Source organism: Pedobacter terrestris, assembly GCF_052343045.1.
Classification (GTDB): domain Bacteria; phylum Bacteroidota; class Bacteroidia; order Sphingobacteriales; family Sphingobacteriaceae; genus Pedobacter.
This window is the reverse complement of record NZ_CP180264.1, coordinates 2196669-2221853: the sequence shown is the minus strand read 5'-3', so window position 1 is coordinate 2221853 and position 25185 is coordinate 2196669. Positions and strand designations below refer to the sequence as shown.

General features: G+C 40.0%; 14 protein-coding genes. All 14 read left to right on the top strand.

Going from position 1 to position 25185, the window contains the following annotated elements:
* Positions 1-259 precede the first annotated feature (259 nt).
* Positions 260-3016 (top strand): family 78 glycoside hydrolase catalytic domain, encoded by a 2757-nt coding sequence (locus ACJVDH_RS09580; protein ID WP_443947346.1) that lies wholly within the window; start codon positions 260-262, stop codon positions 3014-3016.
* Positions 2955-4109, top strand: coding sequence for a glycosylase (locus ACJVDH_RS09575; protein ID WP_443947345.1), 1155 nt, complete (start codon positions 2955-2957; stop codon positions 4107-4109). Before ACJVDH_RS09580 ends, ACJVDH_RS09575 begins: the two co-directional genes overlap by 62 nt.
* A 6-nt stretch (positions 4110-4115) precedes the next feature.
* On the top strand, positions 4116-6641 hold the full coding sequence (gene galB / locus ACJVDH_RS09570; RefSeq protein WP_443947344.1) for a beta-galactosidase GalB: 2526 nt from the start codon (positions 4116-4118) through the stop codon (positions 6639-6641).
* Positions 6642-6760: 119 nt separating this feature from the next.
* Positions 6761-10030 carry a glycoside hydrolase family 2 TIM barrel-domain containing protein gene (locus tag ACJVDH_RS09565; protein WP_443947343.1) on the top strand — a complete coding sequence of 1090 codons (3270 nt, stop codon included), beginning with the start codon at positions 6761-6763 and terminating at the stop codon, positions 10028-10030.
* Between the two features lie 4 nt (positions 10031-10034).
* Positions 10035-11195: an ABC transporter substrate-binding protein gene (locus tag ACJVDH_RS09560; protein WP_443947342.1), complete on the top strand. Its 1161-nt coding sequence runs from the start codon at positions 10035-10037 to the stop codon at positions 11193-11195.
* A complete protein-coding gene (locus tag ACJVDH_RS09555) occupies positions 11192-12343 on the top strand; it encodes a CaiB/BaiF CoA transferase family protein (protein ID WP_443947341.1) in 1152 nt (383 codons plus the stop codon). The genes ACJVDH_RS09560 and ACJVDH_RS09555 overlap by 4 nt, the downstream gene beginning before the upstream one ends.
* A gap of 45 nt (positions 12344-12388) precedes the next feature.
* A complete protein-coding gene (locus ACJVDH_RS09550; protein WP_443947340.1) occupies positions 12389-13552 on the top strand; it encodes a CaiB/BaiF CoA transferase family protein in 1164 nt (387 codons plus the stop codon).
* Positions 13545-14822 carry an extracellular solute-binding protein gene (locus ACJVDH_RS09545; RefSeq protein WP_443947339.1) on the top strand — a complete coding sequence of 426 codons (1278 nt, stop codon included), beginning with the start codon at positions 13545-13547 and terminating at the stop codon, positions 14820-14822. Before ACJVDH_RS09550 ends, ACJVDH_RS09545 begins: the two co-directional genes overlap by 8 nt.
* Positions 14785-15846: a Gfo/Idh/MocA family protein gene (locus ACJVDH_RS09540; protein ID WP_443947338.1), complete on the top strand. Its 1062-nt coding sequence runs from the start codon at positions 14785-14787 to the stop codon at positions 15844-15846. Before ACJVDH_RS09545 ends, ACJVDH_RS09540 begins: the two co-directional genes overlap by 38 nt.
* Before the next feature lie 421 nt (positions 15847-16267).
* Positions 16268-16705 (top strand): MaoC/PaaZ C-terminal domain-containing protein, encoded by a 438-nt coding sequence (locus ACJVDH_RS09535; protein ID WP_443947337.1) that lies wholly within the window; start codon positions 16268-16270, stop codon positions 16703-16705.
* 266 nt (positions 16706-16971) lie between these two features.
* Positions 16972-18261 (top strand): L-fucose:H+ symporter permease, encoded by a 1290-nt coding sequence (fucP, locus tag ACJVDH_RS09530; RefSeq protein ID WP_443947336.1) that lies wholly within the window; start codon positions 16972-16974, stop codon positions 18259-18261.
* A 36-nt stretch (positions 18262-18297) separates the two neighbouring features.
* The gene (locus ACJVDH_RS09525) at positions 18298-21702 is read left to right on the top strand and encodes a glycosyl hydrolase (RefSeq protein ID WP_443947335.1); all 3405 of its coding nucleotides are present in this window, start codon (positions 18298-18300) and stop codon (positions 21700-21702) included.
* 23 nt (positions 21703-21725) lie between these two features.
* Complete coding sequence (locus tag ACJVDH_RS09520) at positions 21726-23726, top strand: aceric acid hydrolase (RefSeq protein WP_443947334.1); 2001 nt, start codon at positions 21726-21728, stop codon at positions 23724-23726.
* A gap of 18 nt (positions 23727-23744) precedes the next feature.
* Complete coding sequence (locus tag ACJVDH_RS09515) at positions 23745-25172, top strand: sialate O-acetylesterase (protein WP_443947333.1); 1428 nt, start codon at positions 23745-23747, stop codon at positions 25170-25172.
* The last annotated feature ends 13 nt before the right edge of the window (positions 25173-25185 follow it).

The following is a 25185-nucleotide window of genomic DNA, read 5'->3' as shown; positions in this document are numbered from 1 at the left end:
TCCCTGTAGCGTTTTTTTTACACGACTAAACATACAAAATGGATTCAAATTTATCCGTGTAAACAAATCTGAACACCAAAGTTAAATTATATGTTTTCATATTTAAAAAAATAATTTATATTTGAATTAGAGATATCGCTTTAAAAACAATATTGAATTGTCAATTTAAACGGATTCAGGATTAATTCCAAATGAATAATGCTCTGTAACCAATTATAAATCTAAACAAGCATCTTTTAGAAGGGTGTATTCGTCGTTGATGGGCAAATTTATACTTTTTTCTTTGCTTCAGTTATTTGCAGTTTCCTTACTTGCGCAAGACGTAAAGGTTGCTCAATTGACTTGTGAATCCCGCACAAATCCAATCGGAATTGATGCACATTCGCCAAAGTTCAGTTGGAAAATCATTTCTACAAAACACAATATTTCGCAATCTGCTTATCAAATCGTAGTTGCAGATCATCCCGAAGCATTGAAAAACAATAAAACACCAATTTGGGATTCAAAAAAAATTACCACAAGTAAATCTATACAGATCGACTATGCTGGAGCAAAATTGCAATCTGGCAAAACGTATTATTGGAAAGTAAAAATCTGGGACAACCACAAAAAAGCCAGTAACTGGAGTGAGCCGGCAATGTTCCAAATGGGAATATTATATTCTGCCGATTGGAAAGGCGCAGAATGGATTGCATTTCAAAAACTAGCAGATTCTAACATCAACATTTTACCAACCGACGGTAAAAAAGATAAATACCAGGACAATAACATTTTACCGATGTTCCGAAAGGAATTTAATGTCTCAAAGTCAATTAAAAAGGCAACCATTTTCATTTCTGGTCTGGGCCATTTTGAATTGAGTGCAAATGGTAAAAAAGTTGGCGATCATTTTTTAGATCCGGGCTGGAGCAAGTATGATAAAGAAGCACTTTATGTCACTTTTGATATCACTAAAATGCTGCAAAGCGGAAAAAATGCTTTAGGCGTAATGCTTGGAAATGGTTTTTATTACGTACCACCGGTAAAAGGCCGATATCGAAAACTCAAAGTTTCCTTTGGTTATCCGAAAATGATTTGCCGTTTATTACTGGAATACCAGGATGGAACTACATCAAATCTGGTAAGCAATTCAAGCTGGCGAACAGCGCCATCACCCGTTATTTTTTCCAGCATTTATGGAGGAGAAGATTATGATGCCAATCTGGAACAGAAAAACTGGAATAAAGCAGGTTTTAACGATGAAAAATGGAAAATGCCAATATTGGTAAAAGGTCCGAAATTGATTGCTCAGAATGCAGAAGCCGTAAAGGTGATGCAAGTTTTTGAAGCCAAAAGTACAACTGCACAGGGTGGTGAATGGATTTATGATTTCGGTCAGAATGCTTCATCCACAATTGAATTAAAAATAAAAGGAAAAAAAGGCGATACCGTGCGTTTGATGCCTGCAGAATTGTTGAAAGACGATGGTACTGCAACGCAAAAAAATATTGGCGGTCCATCTTACTTCACATATATTTTAAAAGGAGATGGAATTGAAACCTGGCAACCCAAGTTTTTTTACACTGGTTTTCGCTATCTGCAGGTCAAAGGCGCCGTTCCTTCCGGAAAAGACAATCACAATCGACAACCTGTTATAGAAGATCTTAATGCATTGCATGTGCGTAACGCCGCCGAAAAAACTGGCACATTTCAATGTTCTAATGAGTTGTTTAACAAAACATTCAGTTTAATTGATTGGGCAATAAAAAGCAATATGGTAAGCGTATTTACCGATTGCCCGCACCGCGAAAAATTAGGATGGTTGGAAGAGTTGCACTTAATGGGCAGTTCGGTTCGTTACAATTACAATGTTGCTCCACTGTTTGTTAAAGCTTTAGCAGATATGCAAAACTCTCAGCTTGGCAATGGTTTAATTCCAGAAATCGCACCAGAATACGTGAAGTTTGAATGGGGCGGAGATATGTTTCGCGATTCTCCGGAATGGGGAAGCAGCGGGATTTTAATGCCATGGTACCTTTATCAATGGTATGGCGATACGCAGGCGCTAACCAATTATTACCCAATGATGCAGCGCTACATCAATTACCTTAAAGGCAAAGCAGATCAGCATATTCTGAGTCAGGGTTTAGGCGATTGGTACGATCTTGGACCAAAACCGCCAGGCGTTTCACAGCTTACACCAATGGGCATTACAGCCACGGCAATCTATTATTATGATCTAAAAATCATGCAAAAGATTGCTTTGACAATTGGTAAACCTGCAGACGCTGCTGCTTTTGCAAAACTTGCTGTTGATGTTCGGCGGGCGTTTAATGCCAAATTTTTCAATCCGGAAACGAAACAATACGGATCTGGCAGTCAGGCCGCAAATGCAATGGCTGTTTATATGGGACTTGTTGAAGAAACCAATCGTGCGGCTGTAATTGACAATTTGGTTAAAGATATCAAAGACCGAAGCAACAGTTTAACCGCAGGCGATATCGGTTACAGATATGTTTTACGTGTTTTGGAAGACGCTGGAAAATCTGATGTTATTTTCGATATGAACAGCAGATCGGATGTGCCGGGTTACGGAATGCAAATTGCGAAAGGTGCAACTGCCCTTACAGAAAGTTGGGCTGCTTTACCTACGGTATCCAACAATCATTTTATGCTGGGGCATTTAATGGAATGGTTTTACAGCGGACTTGCCGGCATAAAACAAGATGAAAGCGCTGAAGCATTCAAAAAAATCATTATTCAGCCAGAATTGGTTGGCAATGTTACTTCTGTACAAAGCAGTTACAATTCTCCTTACGGGATTATTTCTACGCAATGGAAAAAAAATCAAAACGATTTTGAAATCGAATTGAATATCCCGGCGAATACTTCGGCAACATTAGTTTTACCTTATTTAAAAGGCCAAAAGGTTTCAGAAACACAGCAAAATACCTTCAGCCAAATGGGTGTCGAAAATGGAAAAACAAAAATTTCTATCGGATCTGGCCATTATAAATTTATATGCACAAATGAATAGAATTACGGGAATTATATTTCTAATGTTTTGTGCGATGAATTTGCAAGCTCAAAACGCAAATCCAGTTTCTGCCGAAACGATGGAAAAGATTTATCAGGAAGTAAAAACGCCTTATAAATACGGTTTGGTGATGGTTCCTGAAGATCAGGATCATAAAATGGATTGCCCAACAGTATTTAAAATAGGTGCAGCATGGTATATGACCTATTTGGTTTTTAGCGGTCGCGGGTATGAAACCTGGCTATCAAAAAGTAAAGATTTACTGCATTGGGAAAATCAGGGCAAACTGATGTCATTTGGCGATTCTGGAAAATGGGACGACAATCAGAAAGCCGGCTACAACGCTTTGCTCGATATCAAATGGAACGGTAATCATGGCGTAAATCCGTACAATGGCAAATATTGGATGTCTTATTTTGGCGGTAAAGAAAAAGGATATGAAGTTGAACCACTATCCATCGGGATGGCATTTACTACTGCAAAACCATCAGTAGTACAAGAATGGCAAAGATTGGATAAACCGGTTTTAACATCAAAAGATGCTGACGTGCGTTGGTGGGAAAACCGGAATAAATTATTTAAAAGTACAGTTATTGAAGATGTAAAACACCTTACCGGGCACAGGTTTGTGATGTATTATAACGCCGTTGGCGATTCGTTAATCAACAACAAAAAAACGCGTTGGTACGAACGGATTGGCATGGCCGTTTCTGATGACATGTTAAACTGGCAACGTTTCGGGAAAAATCCTGTAGTACATCATCCTGTGGGAATTACCGGAGATGCTGTTATACAGCAAATTGGAAAGTATTATGTAATGTTTTACTTCGGTGCTTTCTGGCAAGACCGGAAAGGATCTTTTAATCGATTTGCTGTTTCCACAGATCTCGTGAACTGGACAGACTGGACCGGGAAAAATCTGATAGAATCTTCAGAAAAATACGACGAATTGTATGCGCATAAATCCTTCGTGTTGAAACACAAAGGTGTTGTTTATCATTTTTATTGTGCCGTAAACAAAAAAGACCAACGCGGAATTGCTGTGGCTACATCTAAAGATATCGGAAAAAGTACAGTGAATTTTATTGAATAGTTAAATATGAAGATGCAAGGTTATTTTAAGGTTTTAACATTTTTTGTAGTAGGTTTATTTGCGTCTCGTCATTGCGAGGCAAAGTATCCGTCTACCGTCATTGCGAGGCACGAAGCAATCTCATTATCGAACTCAGATTGCTTCGGCTCGCTTAATCCCAACCTCGCAATGACGACCGTACCTAAAAAGACGACTAACGAGCAACCTCGCACCCGAAGCAACTTCAACAAAGACTGGAAATTCTTTTTAGGTGATGAACCTGGCGCAAAATCGCCCGCTTTTATTGATACAAAATGGCGTAAATTAACCTTGCCTCACGATTGGAGTATTGAAGGTAAATTTGACGAAAAAAATCCGGCAAAGCCTGAAGGCGGTGGTTTGCCAACAGGAATAGCATGGTACAGAAAAGAATTCACAGCGCCTGCAAATTTTGCTTCAAGATTGATAACCATTGAATTTGATGGTGTTTATAAAAACTCAGAAGTTTGGCTAAATGGCAAATATTTAGGCAAACGTCCGTATGGTTATATTTCTTTTTCTTACGAGATAAGCAAATATCTAAGAATCGGAAAAAACATCATTGCGGTTAAAGTTGATAATTCCCTACAACCAGATTCTCGTTGGTATTCGGGTTCGGGGATTTATAGAAATGTGTGGTTAACATCAAAAGCTAAAGTTGCGGTAGCAAATTGGGGAACTTTTGTTACAACTGATAAGTCTGGAAAAGTTCAGATTCAAACTCAGATTCAGAACAAAACGCTGAAAACGCAAACTGTTTCTTTGGTAAATTCAATCTACAACGCACAAGGAAAATTATTGGTTAAAGGTGCACCTCAATCTGCAACAATTGATACATCAAATAATTTAAATACAGTTCTTCAGGTTACGAACCCAATACTTTGGTCTATAGAAAACCCAAATCAATACAAATTGCTCACGCAAATTATTCAGAATGGAAAAGTAATTGATACGTACGAAACCAAATTTGGTATTCGTTCAATTAATTTTGATGCCGAAAAAGGTTTTTCTTTAAATGGAAAACCATTGAAAATTTTGGGCGTCTGCCTGCACCATGATTTAGGTGCTCTGGGCGCCGCCGTAAATAAACGGGCGATAGAACGCCAGCTCGAAATCATGAAGGCGATGGGTGTAAACGCCATTCGTACAGCACATAATCCGCCGGCACCAGAATTGCTTGATCTGTGTGATAAAATGGGTTTCTTGGTAATGGATGAAGCCTTTGACATGTGGGCGAAGAAGAAAAACAAAAATGACTATCACTTAAATTTTCCGGAATGGCATAAGCGAGATCTGGAACATATGATTAAACGTGATCGAAATCACCCATCAATCATTCTTTGGAGCATTGGAAATGAAATTCGCGAGCAGTTTGACAGTACCGGCGTAGCAATTACTAAAGAGCTGGTTAATATTGTTAAAACGCTAGACACCACTCGCCCCGTTATTTCTGCTTTAACAGAAACGGATGCAAAGAAGAATTTCATATATCAGGCAAATAGCATTGATGTTTACGGACTAAATTACAATCACAAACTGTATAAAGATTTCCCGAAAAACTATCCTGGTGTGAAATTCCTGGCAACAGAAACAACATCGGCATTAGAAACACGAGGATTTTACGACACCGCCGATACCATTCGCCGATGGCCGAGAGACGGGAAAACCAAATTTACCGAAGGAAATCCAGAATGGTCGGCTTCTTCATATGATAATGTGTCTGCGTATTGGGGTTCTACACATGAAGAAACCTGGAAAGAGGCAAAAAAATATCCGCACGTTTCGGGCTTGTTCGTATGGACAGGGTTTGATTATCTCGGTGAGCCATTGCCATATCCGTGGCCCGCACGCAGTTCATATTTCGGTATTGTAGATTTAGCCGGATTCCCGAAAGATTCTTATTACATGTATCAAAGTGAATGGACCGAAAAACCGGTTTTACACCTCTTCCCACATTGGAATTGGACCCAAGGAAAACCTGTTGAAGTTTGGGCGTACTACAACAATGCAGATGAAGTAGAATTGTTCTTAAATGGCAAATCTTTAGGTAAAAAAAACAAACAGGGTGATGATTTACATGTGCTTTGGAATGTACCTTTTGAAACCGGGACGTTGAAAGCCGTTTCCAGAAAAAATGGACACGAAGTACTGGTTCGGGAAATAAAAACAGCCGGAAAACCGGCAAAAATTGAACTAATTGCAGATAGAAATCAGATTAATGCAGATGGAAAAGATTTATCTTTTGTAACGGTAAAGGTATTAGACGCTGAAGGCAATCTCGTTCCAAATGCAGATAATTTAATTGATTTCGAAGTAAATGGAACTGGTTTTATTGCCGGTGTAGATAATGGTTTTCAGGCAAGTCTTGAACCTTTCAAAGCCAATTACCGCAAAGCATTTCACGGTTTGTGTTTGGCAATTTTACAATCTACAGAACAATCGGGAACCATAAAATTAACCGCTACATCCAAAGGTTTAGCTTCTTCATCAATCACAATTCAGACGAGGAAATGAGGAAGATAAAATTATTCATTAGTTCATTAGTCTTTAATAGTACAAAGACACCTGGCTTTTCTAGAATATTGGCTTCGTCCATAAACGCACTATGCACTTTTAACATATTGTTTTTGTGTTTGAGCAGTGCGCTTATTTCACCTGTTTCTGCGCAACTCGTTGATAAAACCCCAACAGCAATTCAAAAAACACCTCAAATTTACAGTCGCGAACCTTGGGAAGATCCTCTAGTTAGCGGAATTAACAGAGATCCATCGCGTGCAACCGCTTATTCTTTTGCCTCACTTGCAGATGCAAAAAATGGCGACCGAGAAAAATCTGGACGAATGATTTCGTTAAATGGAGATTGGGATTTCGCTTTCGCGATAAAACCGTCAGATGCGCCAACAGATTTTTACAAAAATCGCGTTAGCGGATGGAAAAAAATAGAAGTACCATCAAACTGGGAAATGAAAGGTTATGACAAGCCCATTTATAAAAGTGCTGTTTATCCGTTCAGACCTGTAAATCCGCCAAATCCACCAATGGATTACAACGGCCTAGGCAGTTATCAACGCAACTTTACACTTCCAGAAAGTTGGAAAGACATGAATATTACGTTACATTTTGGCGGCGTAAGTTCGGGGTATAAAGTTTGGATAAATGGTTTATTTCTTGGCTACGCCGAAGACAGCTTCCTTTCTTCAGAATTTAACGTTACGCCTTATCTTAAAGTGGGCGAAAATACAATTTCTGTACAAGTAATGCGCTGGACAGACGGAAGTTTCCTTGAAGATCAAGACCAATGGCGGCTGAGTGGAATTCATCGCGAAGTTCTATTATTGGCAGAACCTAAACTCAGAATTGCAGACTTTTTTGTGCAAACAAAACTGGACAAAGCCTATCGCGATGCAACAATCAGTATTCGTCCACGCTTAGAAAACCTTACCGGAAGCGCTGTTAAAGGCTTTCAACTCAAGGCAGAACTTTTTGATAGCGATGGCAAAACGGTTTTAGAAAAACCAATGGAGCGCAGCGCAGAAAGTATTTTGAATGAAATCTGGCCACGATTGGATAATGTAAAATTCGGATTATTGGAAACCCAAATCCGCAATCCGCGCAAATGGAGCGATGAAACGCCAAATTTATATACGTTAACACTTTCGCTTCAGGATAGTACAGGTAAAATTCTGGAGGTAAAAAGCAGCAAAATAGGTTTTAGAAGTATAGAATTTTCTGCTGCAAATGGAAAATTACTGATCAACGGAAAAGAAACTTATTTATACGGAATTAACCGGCCGGATCACCATCCAACAAAAGGAAAAGCATTAAGCAGAGCCGATATTTTAGAAGATGTACGCACCATTAAACGTTTTAATTTCAACTGTATTCGCACCAGTCATTATCCGATGGATCCATATTTTTATGAACTGTGTGATGCGTTTGGAATCTTTGTAATTGATGAAGCAAATCTGGAAACACACGGTTTGGGCGGAAAGTTAAGTAATGACCCGAGCTGGACAGCCGCTTATTTGGAAAGAAGCAGCAGAATGGTTTTGCGCGATAAAAATCATCCAAGTATTATCATATGGAGTTTAGGAAATGAATCTGGAAGTGGCCCAAATCACGCGGCAATGTCTGCCTGGATTCATGATTATGACATTACGCGTCCGGTGCATTATGAACCCGCAATGGGCAATCCGCGCTTGGACGGATACATGGACCCCAGTAATCCGGCATATTTAAAACCTAACGACCATTCGCATCGATTGCAGAATCCTCAGGACCAGCCTTATGTAGATATTGTAAGCAGAATGTATCCGTCAATTTACACACCTAAAATGCTCGCTGAACAGAAAAATGGTGACAAACGTCCGATATTTTTTGTGGAATATGCGCACGCGATGGGAAATTCTGTGGGCAATATGAAAGACTTTTGGGATGTTTTTCGCACTACACCGCGGATTATTGGTGGCGCAATTTGGGAATTCAAAGATCAGGGGATTTTTCAAAAAGATGCTTCCGGCACGCCATTTTATGCTTACGGTGGCGATTTCGGCGAAAAATACTTCGATAATTTCACCATTAAAGGCGTAGCCAATTCTGACGGAACCCCAAAATCTGCAATGTTCGAGTGTAAGCGTGTGTATCAACCTGCGCAAACGGAAATGATTGATGAACAAAAAGGATTGATTAAAATCTTTAACCGGCACGCCGCTAAGAACTTAAATGTTTATACCGTAAAACTGATTATCAGAAAAGATGGATTACCGGTTAAAACAATTGATTTGCCGAAAATTAATCTGGCCGCCGGAAGAGATACGGTTTTAAAAATCTCCGGCTATTTACCAAAGTTTATTTCTGGCTCAGAATACTTGGCAGACATCCATTTTTATTTAAGTCGGGATGAAGCCTGGGCGCCAAAAGGTTTTGAAGTGGCCTCAAATCAGTTTGCATTAACAGCGTTGCCGCGTATTCATGAAAACGAAAATACATCAACCTTAAAAGCGGTTGAAAACGAGCGATTTTACAGCTATTCGGGTCAGGATTTTCAGATTGAAATCAGTAAAGTAAATGGTGCGCTAGTTTCTTACAAATGGAAAGGCGAGGAGCAAATTTCGGCTCCATTACTACCGCATTTCACAAGGCCACTTACAGATAATGATAAAAGGGGATGGAAGGCCAATAAAAAACTAAAATCCTGGTATAATGCAGAACTGACATATTTGGGCTCTACTCAGAAGACCAATTCGCAATCAGCATCTGCCCATTCAGTTACCAGTCGATACAGCTTAATTCAAGATAGTGCGCAGGTAGCTGTAACATACAGCATCAGCGCAAAAGGTACGCTTAAAATTGATTATTCCTTAACGGTTAAATCAGGTTTACCAAACATTCCAAAAGTGGGTATGCAGCTTGGCATCCGCAGAACCTACGATCAAATTTCCTGGTACGGAAAAGGGCCAATGGAAAATTATATTGATAAAAATTATGGTTTTGATGCTGCTGTATATTCTCTGCCCATAAACAGCTTTATGGAACATTATGTTGTACCGCAAGAAAATGGAAACCGTACAGATGTACGTTGGATGTTCTTCGGCAATCCGAAAATGGATAAAGGATTACTCTTTGTTGCCGATAGTTTACTAAGCATGAGTGCAAGCATGTACACAGATAAAAATGTGCAGACATCAGCACATACAACAGATTTAAAAGACGCCGGTTATCTTACCGTTAATGCCGACCTAATTCAAATGGGGGTTGGCGGAAACGACAGTTGGAGCGATGTTGCTGCTCCATTGGATCGCTATCAGATTCCGGCAAAAAATTATATATACAGTTTTTTTCTTGTTCCGCTAAAAGGTGACAAGACAGAAGCTGGAAATACTGTAAAACGCATTAAATTTTAAGATTTTGAAAACGTCAATCCACTTAAAAGGAATTACCTGGAACCACAGTCGTGGTTTGTTGCCAATGGTGGCTACCGCTCAGCGTTTTGCTGAATTGCATTCGCATGTGCAAATCACCTGGGAAAAACGCAGTCTTCAGCAATTTGCAGACCTGTCTATTCAGGAACTTGCAGAACGGTTTGATTTGTTGGTCATTGATCATCCTTGGGCAGGTTTTGCTGCCAAAACAAAATCAATTGTTGCATTGGATGAATACCTGCCTCAAGAATATCTTGCTGATCAGGAAATAAATTCTGTGGGTGAATCTTATGAAAGCTATCACTATGACGGGCATCAATGGGCGCTTCCAATAGATGCTGCAACACCTGTAGCATCGAGCCGGCCGGATTTACTTATGCAAAAAGGACTTTCTCTACCTAAAAATTTTGAGGATTTGTTGGCACTTGCCAATCTTGGTTTGGTTGCATTTGCGGGTATTCCGATTGATGTTTTAATGAACTTTTATACCATTTGCTGTTCGCTTGGCGAAGATCCATGCCAGCGCGATGCAGAAGTTGTTTCTCCAGAAACCGGAATCCGCGCATTGAAAATGTACCGCGAACTGGCTAAAAAAATTGATCCGGAAAATTTTAATAGAAATCCAATTCAGGTATATGAAGCGATGACACAAACCGATGAAATTGCATATTGCCCTTTTGCATATGGTTATTCAAATTACGCTAGAAATGGTTATGCAAGAAAAACCCTTCATTTCCACGACATGATTACGCTTGATGGTAAAACAAATCTGCGCAGTACGCTGGGCGGAACAGGTTTAGCCATTTCTGCAAAATGTGCTGAACTGGAAACTGCAGTACAATACGCTCATTTCGTAGGTTCGCCAGAGTGCCAATCTACTTTGTTTTTCGAAAGTGGCGGGCAACCGGGCCATTTATCTGCCTGGAAAAACGAAGAAGTAAACCGCCAAAGCAAACAGTATTTTGAGCAAACGCTTCCGGCTTTAGAACGCGCATTTTTACGCCCGCGCTATCATGGTTCCATGTATTTTCAAGACCATGCCGGCGATGTTGTTCGACATTATTTAATGAATGGAGGAGATGAAACCGAAGTTTTAAATGCGCTTAATACGTTATTTGTTCAATCTAAAAACCTTGTTGTTGCATGAGAAAGCCATTGGAAGGATTATTGGTTTTAGAATTTTGCCAGTTTCTGGCCGGCCCATCTGCCGGATTAAAACTCGCCGATCTTGGTGCGCGCGTCATTAAAATTGAACGCCCAAAATCTGGTGATGCCTGCAGACAACTTTCGATTAAAAACCTCTTTATTGAAGAAGACAGTTTGCTTTTTCATACCATTAACAGAAACAAAGAAAGCTACGCTGCAGATTTGAAAAACCCTCAAGATCTGAAGAAACTAAAACAACTGATCGCCAAAGCAGATGTAATGACACACAATTTCCGCCCCGGCGTAATGGAAAAAATCGGCTTAGATTATTTGTCTGTCAAAGCCATAAACTCCACCATTGTGTACGGTGCCGTAACGGGTTATGGCAATACTGGCCCTTGGGCGAATAAACCCGGACAGGATTTATTGGTGCAATCTGTTTCTGGTTTAACATATTTATCTGGCAGAGACATAGACGGGCCAGTACCTTTTGGATTGTCCGTTTCAGATATTATGTGTGGAAATCACCTTGCACAAGGTGTTTTAGCCGCTTTAATCAAAAGAGCTAAAACCAATAAAAGTGTTTTGGTTGAAGTGAGTTTGCTGGAATCTATACTCGATGTACAGTTCGAAGTACTCACAACTTATTTCAATGATGGCAATAAATTACCGGAACGCAGCAATGCAAGGGGCAGTGCGCACGCCTATCTCAGCGCACCTTATGGCATGTACAAAACCATTGATGGTTACATTGCAATGGCGATGGGAAATCTTCCTTCAATTTGTCAAATTATAGGTTGCAACATTACAGATCTTTACACCGATGCGAACGCTGCCTTTGACAATCGGGATGCATTAATTGAACGACTTGCAGAAACTTTTAAAATGCAGAAAACAAATTTTTGGTTAAATGCGCTGGAGAATAATGGAATTTGGTGCGCCCAAGTCTTAAATTATAAAGAAGCAACTGCACTTGAAACCTATAAACAACTGCATATAGAGCAGCAACTTATACGTGCAAACGGATCGACAATAAAAACTACAGTAAGCCCAATTCGGTTGGATAATGAGAAGTTAAAATCAACAAAAGCGGCGCCGATATTGGGATTTGATACGTCAGAAATCGATAAGGAATTTCAACTCAATTGAGAAAGCAAGCTAAACACAGTTTATAACAAATTTAAAAACTAGAATATGTTACCGCTAGAAGAATATTTGGTCATAGATTTCAGCCAGTTCCTTTCCGGACCGAGTGCAAGTTTGCGCCTGGCCGATTTAGGTGCTCGCGTAATCAAAATTGAGCGTAGCGGTGTGGGCGATATTTGTCGTACGTTATACACCTCTAACCTGATTATGAATGGCGAATCCTCCGTTTTTCATGCCATAAATCGCAATAAGGAAAGCCTGGAAGTGGATCTAAAAAAAGAAGCAGATTGCGAAATTGTACGTGAACTGGTCAGAAAAGCAGATATAATGATTCACAATTTTCGGCCAGGTGTAATGGAGCGCCTGGGTTTCGACTACAATTCTGTTGCAGCACTGAACCCGAATATTATATATGGCGAAATTTCTGGTTATGGAAACAATACAGAATGGAAAAATAAACCCGGACAAGATCTACTTCTACAATCCTTAACCGGACTTACAACACTTAGCGGAAATGCAGCCGATGGGCCAATTGCGATGGGATTATCCATTGTAGATATGCTTGCGGGTGCACATCTTGCACAAGGTATACTCGCCTGTTTGTACAGAAAACTGATCCATCAGGAAGGCGGATTGGTACAAGTAAGTATGATGGAATCTGCTTACGATTTCCAGTTTGAAACCATCACCACATTTTTAAATGATGGCGGTGAACTTCCCGAAAGGTCAGCAAATAACAATGCAAATGCCTATCTGGGCGCACCTTATGGTATTTATAAAACCCGAAACGGCCATTTGGCACTCGCTATGGGTTCCATTCCTGTGCTTGGAGATCTGATTAATTGCCCCAAATTACTGGCTTATACCGATGTTGCAGAAGCTTTTGATAAACGCGATGAAATTAAAGAAATCCTTGCCAAACATTTAAGTACCGCAGAAACCAAACATTGGCTTTCAAAATTAGAACCTGCAGATATCTGGTGTTCTGATGTGTTAAACTGGGATGAATTGCTGGCGCACGATGGTTTTAAATCGTTAGATATGGTGCAAGAAGTAAAAATGACTGATGGTTATCGTTACCAAACCACCAGATGCCCAATTAAAATTGATGGCGAATTGTTAACTTCAGCCAATGGCTCGCCAAAATTGGGTCAGGATAACCAAAATATAATTAAAGAATTTATTCAGCAAGATACCGTTGCAAATGCCTAATTCAACAGATATATTTAGAATTGCTGTCCGCAAGTTTGGCCCTTTTGAAAATGCCATGCAAAAGTTCTGGGATCAATTTTGCGTCCTTTCTGGTTGTACAATGAAACTGGAAATGTCTATCATGGATTTGCATGATTTATACAATACAACCATTACTCAAAATGGATTGAAAAATGGCGATTTTGATATCGCACACATCAATACAGATTGGATTTATGAAGGTTATATCAACCAATCTTTCGAATTGCTTAATCCATATATCAATAAAAATAAACCGGCTGATTTCCCTGGCGGATGGAGCCGATCATTGCTCGGACTTCAACGTTTTGGTTGGGAGATTGTAGGTCTGCCTTTTCACGATGGACCTGAGTGTTTCATCTACCGGAAAGATCTTTTTGAAAACTCCGCAGAGCGATTAAACTATCATAAGCGTTATGGTCAGCAACTAGAAATCCCGAAAACCTGGGAAGATTTTTGGCAAATTGCACGTTTTTTTAACCGGCCAGATCAGAATTTCTATGGTTGTATTTTCGCGGGATATCCTGATGGACATAATACCGTTTTTGATTTTTGCCTTCAGTTGTGGACGCGTGGCGGATCTTTAACCGATAAATCCGAACAAATTTACATTAATACAGCTGAAGCAGAAGAAGCGCTGGATTTTTACCGCACTATTGTAAAAGATTCCAATGCTGTACATCCAAAATCTGTAGAACTGGATTCTGTTGGCGCAGGTATGGCTTTCGCCAATGGCGAAGCTGCCATGATGATCAACTGGTTTGGCTTTGCCGCAATGTGCGAGGTAGATGCACAATCCAAAGTAAAAGGTAATGTTGGGGTAGATCTGCTTCCGGCAAAAACAGGTAAAGAATCGGCATCACTAAATGTTTATTGGTTGTATACAGTGGGTGCAGGCAGCAAAAACAAACAGCTTGCTTATGATTTTCTACGTTTCGCCTTGGCACCCGAACAAGATAAAGCTCTTACGCTTGAAGGAGGAATTGGCTGCCGCATCTCGACATGGAATGATGCCGAAATCAATGAAAAAATACCATACTACCATAAGTTAGAGGCTTTACATCAGGTTGCAAATATGTTACCGCAGCATAAGAATTGGGCAGCTATTGCCAAAATAATCGATAAAATGGTGCTCAAGGCCGTAGATTCTGCAATCCCTTCGGCCATTTTACTGGAGCAAGCTCAATCTGAAATTTTTAAACTGAACCATCACCATGAACATAACGTACAAACCTCAATTACCCAATTCTAAACAGCCCATTATCATTATTGGTGCCGGAGGAATTGTTGCCGACGCACATTTACCCGCCTACAAAATTGCAGGTTTTGAGGTTTTTGGAATTGTAAACCGTACCAAAGCGCGTGCACAAAAACTTGCCGATACTTTCGAAATTCCGAATGTATTTGATACCGTAGCAGAAGCGGTAGAACGTGCACCACAAGATGCGGTTTATGACCTCACAATAATGCCAGAACAGTATATTGAAACCCTGAAACAACTGCCAGATGGTGCAGCCGTTTTAATTCAAAAACCAATGGGCGATGATTTTGTGCAGGCAAATGAAATATTGGAATTGTGCCAAACCAAAAAATTAAAAGCGGCCATTAATTTTCAATTGCGTTTTGCACCTTTCGTTTCCGCTGCGCGAGATTTGATTGTCAGAGGTTTGATTGGCGAGCTGTACGATATGGAAGTTCGGGTAACTATAAAAACACCTTGGGAAATTTTTCCGCATGTAATTGTTCATCCCCGGTTGGAAATCCAATACCACAGCATTCACTATGTTGATTTAATCCGTTCGTTTTTGGGAAATCCGAAAACGGTATTGGCCAAAACGCTTAAACATCCGGCAAAAAAACTGTCTTCTTCGCGGTCTACAATTTTAATGGATTACGGCGATACCATGCATGCTGTGATCAACACCAACCACGACCACGATTTCGGTCCGGATCATCAGGAAAGTTATATTAAATGGGAGGGAACTAAAGGCGCCATTATAGCGAAAATCGGTTTGCTGATGGATTATCCGCATGGCGTACCAGATGTGTTTGAGTATTGCATTGTAGAGGAGGGCAAACCACACAAATGGACACGCGTTAAACTTGAAGGCTCGTGGTTCCCAGAAGCTTTTATTGGTACGATGGCAAATTTAATGTGCTATAATGAAGGAAGTACCAATATTTTACACACCAGCGTAGACGATGTTATTCAAACAATGGCAGTTGTAGAAGCTGCGTACCAATCTAGTGATCTTGGTGGCGTTGAAGTGAAATAGTTCCCGAATGGTATGGAAAATAAAAAGAAAACTTACCTCCGCTCACCTTCATTGCGATGAGGAACGACGACACAATTTTTCCAGCTAGGAGAATTGAAATAAAAAAATAGCAAAAAAGATTGCTTCGTTCCGATGAAGGATCGGAAAGTCGCAATGACGCGAAGGGGAAGAAAAATCACAAATTCATTTCACCTCACCGTCATTGCGAGGAGAAACGACGACACAATTTTGCCAGCTGGGAGATTGAAACAAAACATAGCAAAACAGATTGCTTCGTTCCGATGAAGAATCGGAAACTCGCAATGACGGCGAAAGAGAGGAAAACTGGAAATTGACTTCACCGTATCGTCATTGCGAGGAGGAACGACGAAGCAATCTTTCCAACTAAGAGAATTGAATCAAAATATAAAAAACAATAAAAATGTATTTCAAATCAATATTTTTCGACGAATATAAATTACAGGATAAACGCACCACACTTGGAAGAACGATAACCGAAACGGATTTTGTCGTTCACGCCGGGCATACCGGAGATTTTTTTCCGCATCATATGGATGCAGAATGGTGCGCAACGCAACCTTTTAAACAACGAATTGCGCACGGAACTATGATATTCAGTATTGGCATCGGCCTTACCGCGTCAGAAATTAATCCCGAAGCCATGTCTAAAGGTTATGACAAACTCCGCTTTTTGAAACCCGTTTTTATTGGTGATACCATTCATTCAGAAATCACCATTTCTGTTAAAACCGAAACTAAACGACCAGAATACGGCCAGGTTACAGAGCATGTCGAAATTATTAATCAACACGGAGAAATCGTATTGGTCTGCGATCATTTACTTGTAGTGAAGAAATAGTTTAATAGTCATTGGTTCATTAGACCTAAAGGCGCAAAAAAAAGTGAGTCTATTTGTTCATTAGCCATTAGTTCATTGGGTAAGATAACGATAAAAAATAGGAATCAATTCATTGGTTATGAAGCCGAAAAAAAATAATGGGTAGAATTTGTTCATTACGTATGCAGGTGACTAGACGATTAGCAAGTGAACTATTGAACTAATGAACAAATGAACCAATGAACTATTGAACAAATGACCAATTCAACTAATAAACCAAATAAACCATGATACAACCAGAAATTATACAAACTAACGATCCATCAGCAGGAAAGAAGTATTTGCTGCCTTTTATACTCGTTATAAGCCTGTTTTTTTTGTGGGGAATGGCACATAATTTAGATTCTATTCTAATCCCGCATTTAAAAAAGGCTTGTAATCTTGATAACAAACAATCTACTTTAATTGACACCTCGGTTTTCTTCGCCTATTTTATAATGGCAATACCTGCGGGAATGATTTTAAAAAAATGGGGCTATAAAACCACAATGATTTCTGGTCTACTGGCCTTCGCTGTAGGCGCATTTCTATTTGTTCCGGCGGCAAACAATTTATCCTACATCACTTTTTTAATCGCTTTGTTTATTATCGGATGCGGTTTAACGATGTTAGAAACCTCTGCAAATCCTTATGCAGCAGTTCTCGGCGATCCGGCAAAAGCAACCAGCAGATTAAATCTCGCTGCATCGTTTAACGGATTGGCAGCAATGGTAGCACCTTTAATTGGCGGTTTATTTATTCTCTCCGGAAAATCGCACACCAAAGCGCAACTTGCAGCAATGACAGAAACCAGCAGGAACGACTATTTCTTAGAAGAAGCCGCTTCGGTAAAAATGCCATATATCATTCTTGGCGTAGTATTGGTAACTATCGCAATCATTTTTTATTTTATCCACCTTCCAGAAATTAAAACCAAGAGTATTGATGGTGTTGCAAAAGGAAGTTTTTTCGGAGCGTTGCGCCACAAACATTTGCGTTGGGCCGTAATTGCACAGTTTTTCTATGTGGGCGCACAGGTTTGTGTAACCAGCTTTTTTATTCGTATGGCACAACAAGGTGGTGGTTTTGACGAAAAAACTGCCGCATCATATCTCGTGCTTTATGGTTTTTTATTTACTGCCGGTCGTTTTGCAGGTACCGCATTACTTCAATTTATTTCGTCAAATAAGTTGCTTGCAATATATGCGATCATAGCTATTTTATTGTGTCTTGTTGCTATACTTGGCCAAGGTTCATACGTGGTTTATGCATTGGGCGCAATCGGTTTTTTCATGTCAATTATGTTTCCGACCATTTTCGCCTTAGGCATTGATGGCATCGGAGACGATACAAAACCAGGCTCATCCTGGTTAATCATGTCTATAGTTGGCGGCGCAATATTGCCTTTCGGCATGGGAAGTTTGATAGATCTTAATGGAGATAATATCCAGATTGGTTACAGCATTCCGCTGGTTTGTTTTATCATCATTCTATATTATGGTCTTCAAGGATATAAAATCGCGCATAAAAAAGACTAACCTAAACAATCTAAAACATCCTTAAAAAAAGAAGAAATGAAATTCAGGTTTAGCAGCGTTTTAATATCTATTTTGTTGTGTGTTTTGTGTTTGGCAAAATCCGGACACGCACAACAAAACGATAATGCCAAACCTTGGGTATTTTGGTATTGGGTAAAAGGCGCTGTTTCTAAAGAAGGTATTACTGCCGATCTGGAAGCCATGAAAACCAACGGAATTGCAGGCGCTTATCTGATGAGTATTCAAGGGCCGGATAAAACACCGGTTTACACTCCGCCTGTTGTTCAGCTTACGCCAGAATGGTGGAAGATGGTAGAATTTGCCATGAGCGAAGCCAAACGACTGGATTTAAAACTGGGTATGCACGTTAGTGATGGTTTTGCGTTGGCTGGCGGCCCATGGATTACACCAGAACTGTCTATGCAGAAGGTAGTTTGGTCTACATTAAATATTCATTCTGCCGCTACAAAAATCAAACTGCCACAACCAGAAACAAAAGAAAATTTTTATCGGGATATTGCAGTTTACGCTTATCCAACACCGCCCGGAACTGACAATTCTACACGAACCATTGTGCCTAAAATTACAGCAAGTAATGGTGCAGATGCATCTGGATTGGTGATGGCAGGCAACAAGAAGAATTTTGGAACGAATGAAAATTGTTCCATTCTGTATGAGTTTAAGCAACCCTTTACTTGTAGAACGGTTACCATTCGCGTTAGCGGCAACAACTATCAGGCGCAGCGACTTAAAATAGAAGTAAGTAATGATGGGAAAATATTTCAGTCAGTTGGTCGACTAGAAGCACCACGTCATGGCTGGCAAGATACCGATGAAGCCGTAACACATTCTATTGTACCAACTACAGCACGCTTTTTTAGATTTGTTTACGACAAAAGCGGATCAGAGCCAGGTGCAGAAGATTTAGATGCTGCAAAATGGAAACCTTCTTTAAAACTGCTTAACCTCGAATTGAGCGAACAGCCTGGTATTAATCAGTTTGAAGGTAAAAACGGATCTATTTGGCGCGTAAGCAAAAGAACAACGGATGAACAGGTTGCTCAAAACTTATGCATTCCCTTAAGTAAAATTATCAACCTGACTGGCAAACTTAATGCAGATGGCAGTCTGAACTGGACTGCACCTAAAGGAAACTGGACAATTTTAAGAGTAGGACATACCACAACCGGCCATACCAATGCAACCGGCGGTGGAGGTATGGGTTTGGAATGTGATAAATTTAACCCGGAAGCGGTGAAACTACAATTCAAAAATTGGTATGGCGAAGCAATTAAGCACGCCGGGCCAGAGATTGCCAAAAAGGTGCTGAGTGTTTTTCATGTAGACAGTTGGGAATGCGGCAGTCAAAATTGGTCAGACCTATTTCAAGAAGAATTTAAAAAACGTCGAGGCTATGATTTAACGCCTTACTTACCCATTATGACCGGATTACCTGTAGAAAGTTTATCGGTTTCAGAAAGTTTTCTATACGATGTTAGAAAAACAATTTCAGAATTAGTGGTCGATCAATTTTATAAAACCCTTGCCCAACTGGCAAAAGATGAAGGCGTAACCTTTACCGCAGAAAGCATTGCGCCTACTATGATGAGCGATGGTTTACTCCATTATAAAACTGTTAATGTGCCAATGGGCGAGTTTTGGTTAAACAGCCCAACACACGATAAACCGAATGATATGTTTGATGCCATTTCTGGTGCACATATTTATGGTAAAAATATTATTCAGGCAGAAGCTTTTACAACCGTACGAATGGATTGGAATGAGCACCCGGGAAATATGAAAACCCTTCAAGATCGGAATTATGCATCTGGCATTAATAAATTGGTGTATCACGTTTTTACACACAATCCATGGTTAAATCACAAACCAGGAATGACTTTAGATGGTGTTGGACTATATTTTCAACGCGATCAAACCTGGTGGAAAGCCGGAAAAGCTTGGGTTGATTACGCGACGCGAACACAAAATTTACTTCAGCAAGGCAAACCAGTTACCGATATTGCGGTATTTACAGGTGAAGAATTGCCGCGCAGAGCCGTTTTACCAGATCGATTGGTAGCTACATTACCGGGCATTTTCGGAACTGATGTCTTCGATTCGGAAGCCAAACGGCTGGCAAATATTGGCGAACCGTTAAGGCAAATTCCCGCGGGCGTTACGCATTCGGCAAATATGGCCGATCCAGAAAATTGGGTTAATCCACTTCGTGGTTATGCTTATGATAGTTTCAATCCAGATGTATTCCAAACCGCAACAGTAAAAAATGGTGAAGTGGTTTTTGAAAGCGGCGCCAGTTATAAATTTTTGATTTTCCCAGATCTGCACCAACTTAATCCGAACCAATACATCGGCGCAGAAACCATTAAAAAACTCGATGAACTTATTCGCAATGGCGCTAAAGTAATTATCGGAAAAAAACCAATTTATTCTATTGGTTTACAGAACAGTAAAGCAAGCAACCTAAATGATTTGATAAACAATATATGGGAAGGAAATTTTGAATCGTATAAAAACAATAACCATCCGCTTGAATTTAAAAAACTGGGTAACGGAATAATTTATAAAGCTCCGTTTTATGGTATTAATTTTACGCCACTTCAGTTAGAACCAGATTTTTTCGCAACGGAAAACTCCGATAAGTTTGCGGATAAATTAGCTTTTGCCCATCGGAAAAGTGAAGAGAAAGACCTGTATTTCATCTCCAATCAAATAGATAAAAGTAGAATAATAGATTTATCCTTCCGGACTGCAGGCAAAATTCCTTATGTATACGATGCAGTTAACGATGTAAAAACCACTATAAATTCGTGGAATAGCAAAGATGGAAGAACAGATATCAAATTGAAATTTGAAGCGAACCAATCTCTGTTTGTCATTTTTGAACAGGAAACGACAACATCTGCAATCGCTAAAGGCAATAACTGGAGTACTTTTAAACCTGTTCAGAATGTATCAGAAGATTGGCAAGTGCAATTCGATTCTGCTTTTGGCGGGCCCGCAGCTCCCTTGACATTTGAGAAATTGACCGATTGGACAAAACATCCAGATAGCAGTATCAAATATTACTCTGGAACTGCTGTATATAGCAAAACCTTCAACTTTAAAAACAAAACGAAAGGTAAAATCTGGTTGGATTTAGGTGCATTTTCTGCAATTGCACAAGTACAAGTAAATGGAATTAACTGCGGAACGTTATGGACTGCACCGCATCGGGTAGACATTAGTACTGCAATCCGTTCAGGCAAAAACAACATTTTAATAGAAGTATCTAACACTTGGGCAAACCGTTTAATTGGAGACCAAAAACAACCTGAAAATAAGCGAATTACAAATACAGTTGCGCCATTTAGGTTAGATGGAAAGCCGTTAAATACCGCCGGGTTATTAGGTCCGGTAACAATTTTGGAACAAGAACAATGATGAGGCAAAGTAAAAACATATTAATGGTTGCGCTAATGCTTGTTGCTTGCAAGGCACAGGCGCAAAACAATGCATTGGTAAATACATCTTCAAGCAAATACGCCAAGCTTCACAGTTTGAATATGCAAGATGTGCACTGGACAAAAGGTTTCTGGGCAGATCGTTTTAAAGTTGCGGAGGAAACTATGGTCCCGAATATGTGGAACATCTACAATGATGCAAACGTCAGTCATGCATTTAAAAATTTTGAAATTGCAGCGCGCTTAGATACCGGAATGCATGTTGGGCCATCATTTCATGATGGCGATTATTACAAAACCTTAGAAGCCGTTGCCAGTATGTATGCCGCAACAAAGAAACCAGAATTGCTGCAGATGATGGATAAAGCCATCACGGTGATTGGAAAATCGCAGCGCGAAGACGGATATATTTACACAAAGGCCATTATAGAGCAACACAAAAGCGGCTCAAACAATCAATTTCAGGACCGACTAAGTTTTGAGGCGTATAATATCGGTCATCTAATGACGGCAGCTTGTGTACATTACCGGGCAACCGGCAAAACGTCACTATTAAACATTGCCAAAAAAGCTACAGATTATCTCTATAACTTTTATAAATCTGCCTCCCCAACCTTAGCCAGAAATGCAATTTGCCCCTCTCATTATATGGGCGTTGTTGAAATGTACCGCACAACAAAAGATCCACGTTATCTGGAACTGGCTAAACACCTCATCGCAATTAAAGGTAAAATTGAAGACGGAACGGATGACAACCAAGATCGGATTCCTTTTCTTCAACAAACAAAAGCCATGGGGCATGCCGTGCGCGCCAATTATCTTTACGCAGGCGTGGCCGATTTATATGCAGAAACCGGTCAGGATTCTTTGCTTAAAACACTCAATTTAATGTGGGATGACGTAACGCAGCATAAAATGTATATTACCGGAGGCTGTGGATCCTTGTATGATGGTACTTCGCCAGATGGTACTTCTTACGATCCTGCAGTTGTTCAGAAAATTCATCAGGCCTTTGGCCGAGATTATCAGTTGCCCAATTTTACTGCACATAACGAAACCTGCGCCAATATTGGAAACGTACTCTGGAACTGGCGAATGCTGCAAATTACCGGCGATGCGAAATATGCAGATGTTATGGAACTTGCCCTGCACAATAGTGTTTTGTCTGGCATAAGCCTGGATGGAAAAAACTTTTTATATACCAATCCGCTGGCGCAAAGCGATGATTTACCTTTTAAACAGCGTTGGTCTAAAGATCGTGTACCGTATATCGCCTTATCCAATTGTTGTCCGCCAAATGTTGTGCGTACAATTGCTGAAGTCAGCAATTATGCATATAGTATTTCTGATAAAGGACTATATGTCAATTTATATGGAGGAAATAGATTAACTACAAGATTAAGTAACGGAAATCAAATTTCACTAAACCAGGAAACTAATTATCCTTGGGATGGGCAGATAAAAATCAAATTTGAAGAAAGTGCTAAAACGGCATTTTCAATTTTCTTGAGGATTCCAGGCTGGTGCACACAAGCCAAAGTAAGCGTTAATGGGAAAAATGAAACATTGAAATTAACGCCAGGAAGTTACGCTGAAATTAATCGTAAATGGAAAGCCGGAGATTTTATTGAACTCGATCTGCCAATGGAAGCAACTTTAATAGAAGCCAATCCACTGGTAGAGGAAAATAGAAATCAGATTGCCGTAAAACGCGGTCCGGTTGTATATTGTCTGGAATCTACAGATTTACCAAATCAAAAAATTTTCGATGCCTTTATTCCTGTAAAAACCTCATTCGCTCCAAAAGAGATCACCATAGATGGTGCACAGATTTTTAGTTTGGTGGGTCATGCGAAAATCCTTGAGAACACGAACTGGCAAAATACTTTATACCATCCCGTGAATACCAATTACACAGAAACCGAAATTAAACTGATTCCATATTTTGCATGGGGAAACCGCGGCCATTCCAACATGTCTGTTTGGTTGCCATTAAGCCGATAAACAATAGAATTTACAACCATGAAAATAAAATTGATATTATTATTTGCCCTCGCATACAGCACAACAACTTACGCTACAGTAAAACCAGCATCCATCTTTACCGATCACATGGTGCTTCAACAACAAAGCAAAGTGGCCATTTGGGGCTGGGCAAAAGCATCTTCCACGGTAAAAATTAAAACCTCCTGGAATGGCGAAAATTATGCGGTAAAAACGGACGGCGAGGGGAGATGGAAAACAAAAATTAGTACGCCAGCCGCTGGCGGGCCGTACACCATTGATCTGAACGATGGCGAAAAATTAACGTTAAGTGATATTTTGATTGGTGAAGTTTGGTTTTGTGGCGGCCAGTCTAATATGGAAATGCCGATGAAAGGTTTTAAAAGCCAGCCTGTTATCGGTTCAAATGAGGCTATTTTAAAATCTTCTAACTCGCAGCTCAGACTCTATACGGTTCCAAGATCTTCAATAACTGAAAAGCAAAACAATAGTAAACCTTCTTTATGGAAAACGGCATCGCCGGAAACGGTTGCCAATTTCAGTGCAACAGCTTATTACTTTGGTAATTTATTGAGTGAAATGTTGCATGTGCCAATCGGTTTAATTAATGACAGTTACGGAGGTTCAACTATAGAGGCCTGGATGTCGCCGGAAGATTTGAAAGCATTTCCGGAAGTGAAAATTCCTGCTAAAGGCGATTCCATCAAAGAAGTTAGTCGTACGCCAACCACTTTATACAACGGCATGTTGTATCCCGTAATCGGTTTCGGAATAAAAGGGGCAATTTGGTATCAGGGCGAATCCAACTATGAGCGTCCAGATCGTTACGAAGATCTTTTTCCAGCGATGGTTGCTTCCTGGCGTAAAAATTGGGAAAATGGTGAATTTCCATTCTATTACGCCCAAATTGCACCTTACAATTATGCGCAATTGCCACCTTATCATATTGGTGGTAAATTCAATTCTGCATTTTTAAGAGATGCACAACGAAAGTCTTTAGCAAAAATACCGAACTCAGGAATGGCTGTTTTAATGGATCTTGGTGAAGAAAAATCCATTCATCCGGCGAATAAAAAACCGGGCGGTATTCGGTTGGCCTATCTTGCATTGGCACAAACGTATGGGATCAAAGGTTTCGGTTATGCCAGTCCAACGTATGATTCTATGACGGTTACGGATGGAAAAATAAACTTGAAGTTCCAGAATGTTCCAAATGGTTTAACATCGTTTGGCAAAGATCTTCTTTTGTTTGAAATTGCAGGTGCAGATCATAAATTTTATCCCGCGAAAGCGGCGATCACCGGAAGCAGCGTAACGGTTTCGGCAGAACAAGTTAAAAAACCTGTAGCTGTACGTTATGCGTTCAAAGATTTTGTCCTTGGCGATTTGTTTGGAAACGATGGTTTGCCGGTTTCTTCATTCCGCACAGATGATTGGGAGAACTAAACATCACTTGCAA

What these genes read in the sequence shown, in the direction of transcription:
- ACJVDH_RS09580 (WP_443947346.1), top strand. Translation starts at nt 260, where the DNA reads ATGGGCAAATTTATACTTTTTTCTTTGCTTCAGTTATTTGCAGTTTCC.
- ACJVDH_RS09575 (WP_443947345.1), top strand. Translation starts at nt 2,955, where the DNA reads ATGGAAAAACAAAAATTTCTATCGGATCTGGCCATTATAAATTTATAT.
- galB (WP_443947344.1), top strand. Translation starts at nt 4,116, where the DNA reads ATGAAGATGCAAGGTTATTTTAAGGTTTTAACATTTTTTGTAGTAGGT.
- ACJVDH_RS09555 (WP_443947341.1), top strand. Translation starts at nt 11,192, where the DNA reads ATGAGAAAGCCATTGGAAGGATTATTGGTTTTAGAATTTTGCCAGTTT.
- ACJVDH_RS09550 (WP_443947340.1), top strand. Translation starts at nt 12,389, where the DNA reads ATGTTACCGCTAGAAGAATATTTGGTCATAGATTTCAGCCAGTTCCTT.
- ACJVDH_RS09545 (WP_443947339.1), top strand. Translation starts at nt 13,545, where the DNA reads ATGCCTAATTCAACAGATATATTTAGAATTGCTGTCCGCAAGTTTGGC.
- ACJVDH_RS09540 (WP_443947338.1), top strand. Translation starts at nt 14,785, where the DNA reads ATGAACATAACGTACAAACCTCAATTACCCAATTCTAAACAGCCCATT.
- ACJVDH_RS09535 (WP_443947337.1), top strand. Translation starts at nt 16,268, where the DNA reads ATGTATTTCAAATCAATATTTTTCGACGAATATAAATTACAGGATAAA.
- fucP (WP_443947336.1), top strand. Translation starts at nt 16,972, where the DNA reads ATGATACAACCAGAAATTATACAAACTAACGATCCATCAGCAGGAAAG.
- ACJVDH_RS09525 (WP_443947335.1), top strand. Translation starts at nt 18,298, where the DNA reads ATGAAATTCAGGTTTAGCAGCGTTTTAATATCTATTTTGTTGTGTGTT.
- ACJVDH_RS09520 (WP_443947334.1), top strand. Translation starts at nt 21,726, where the DNA reads ATGGTTGCGCTAATGCTTGTTGCTTGCAAGGCACAGGCGCAAAACAAT.
- ACJVDH_RS09515 (WP_443947333.1), top strand. Translation starts at nt 23,745, where the DNA reads ATGAAAATAAAATTGATATTATTATTTGCCCTCGCATACAGCACAACA.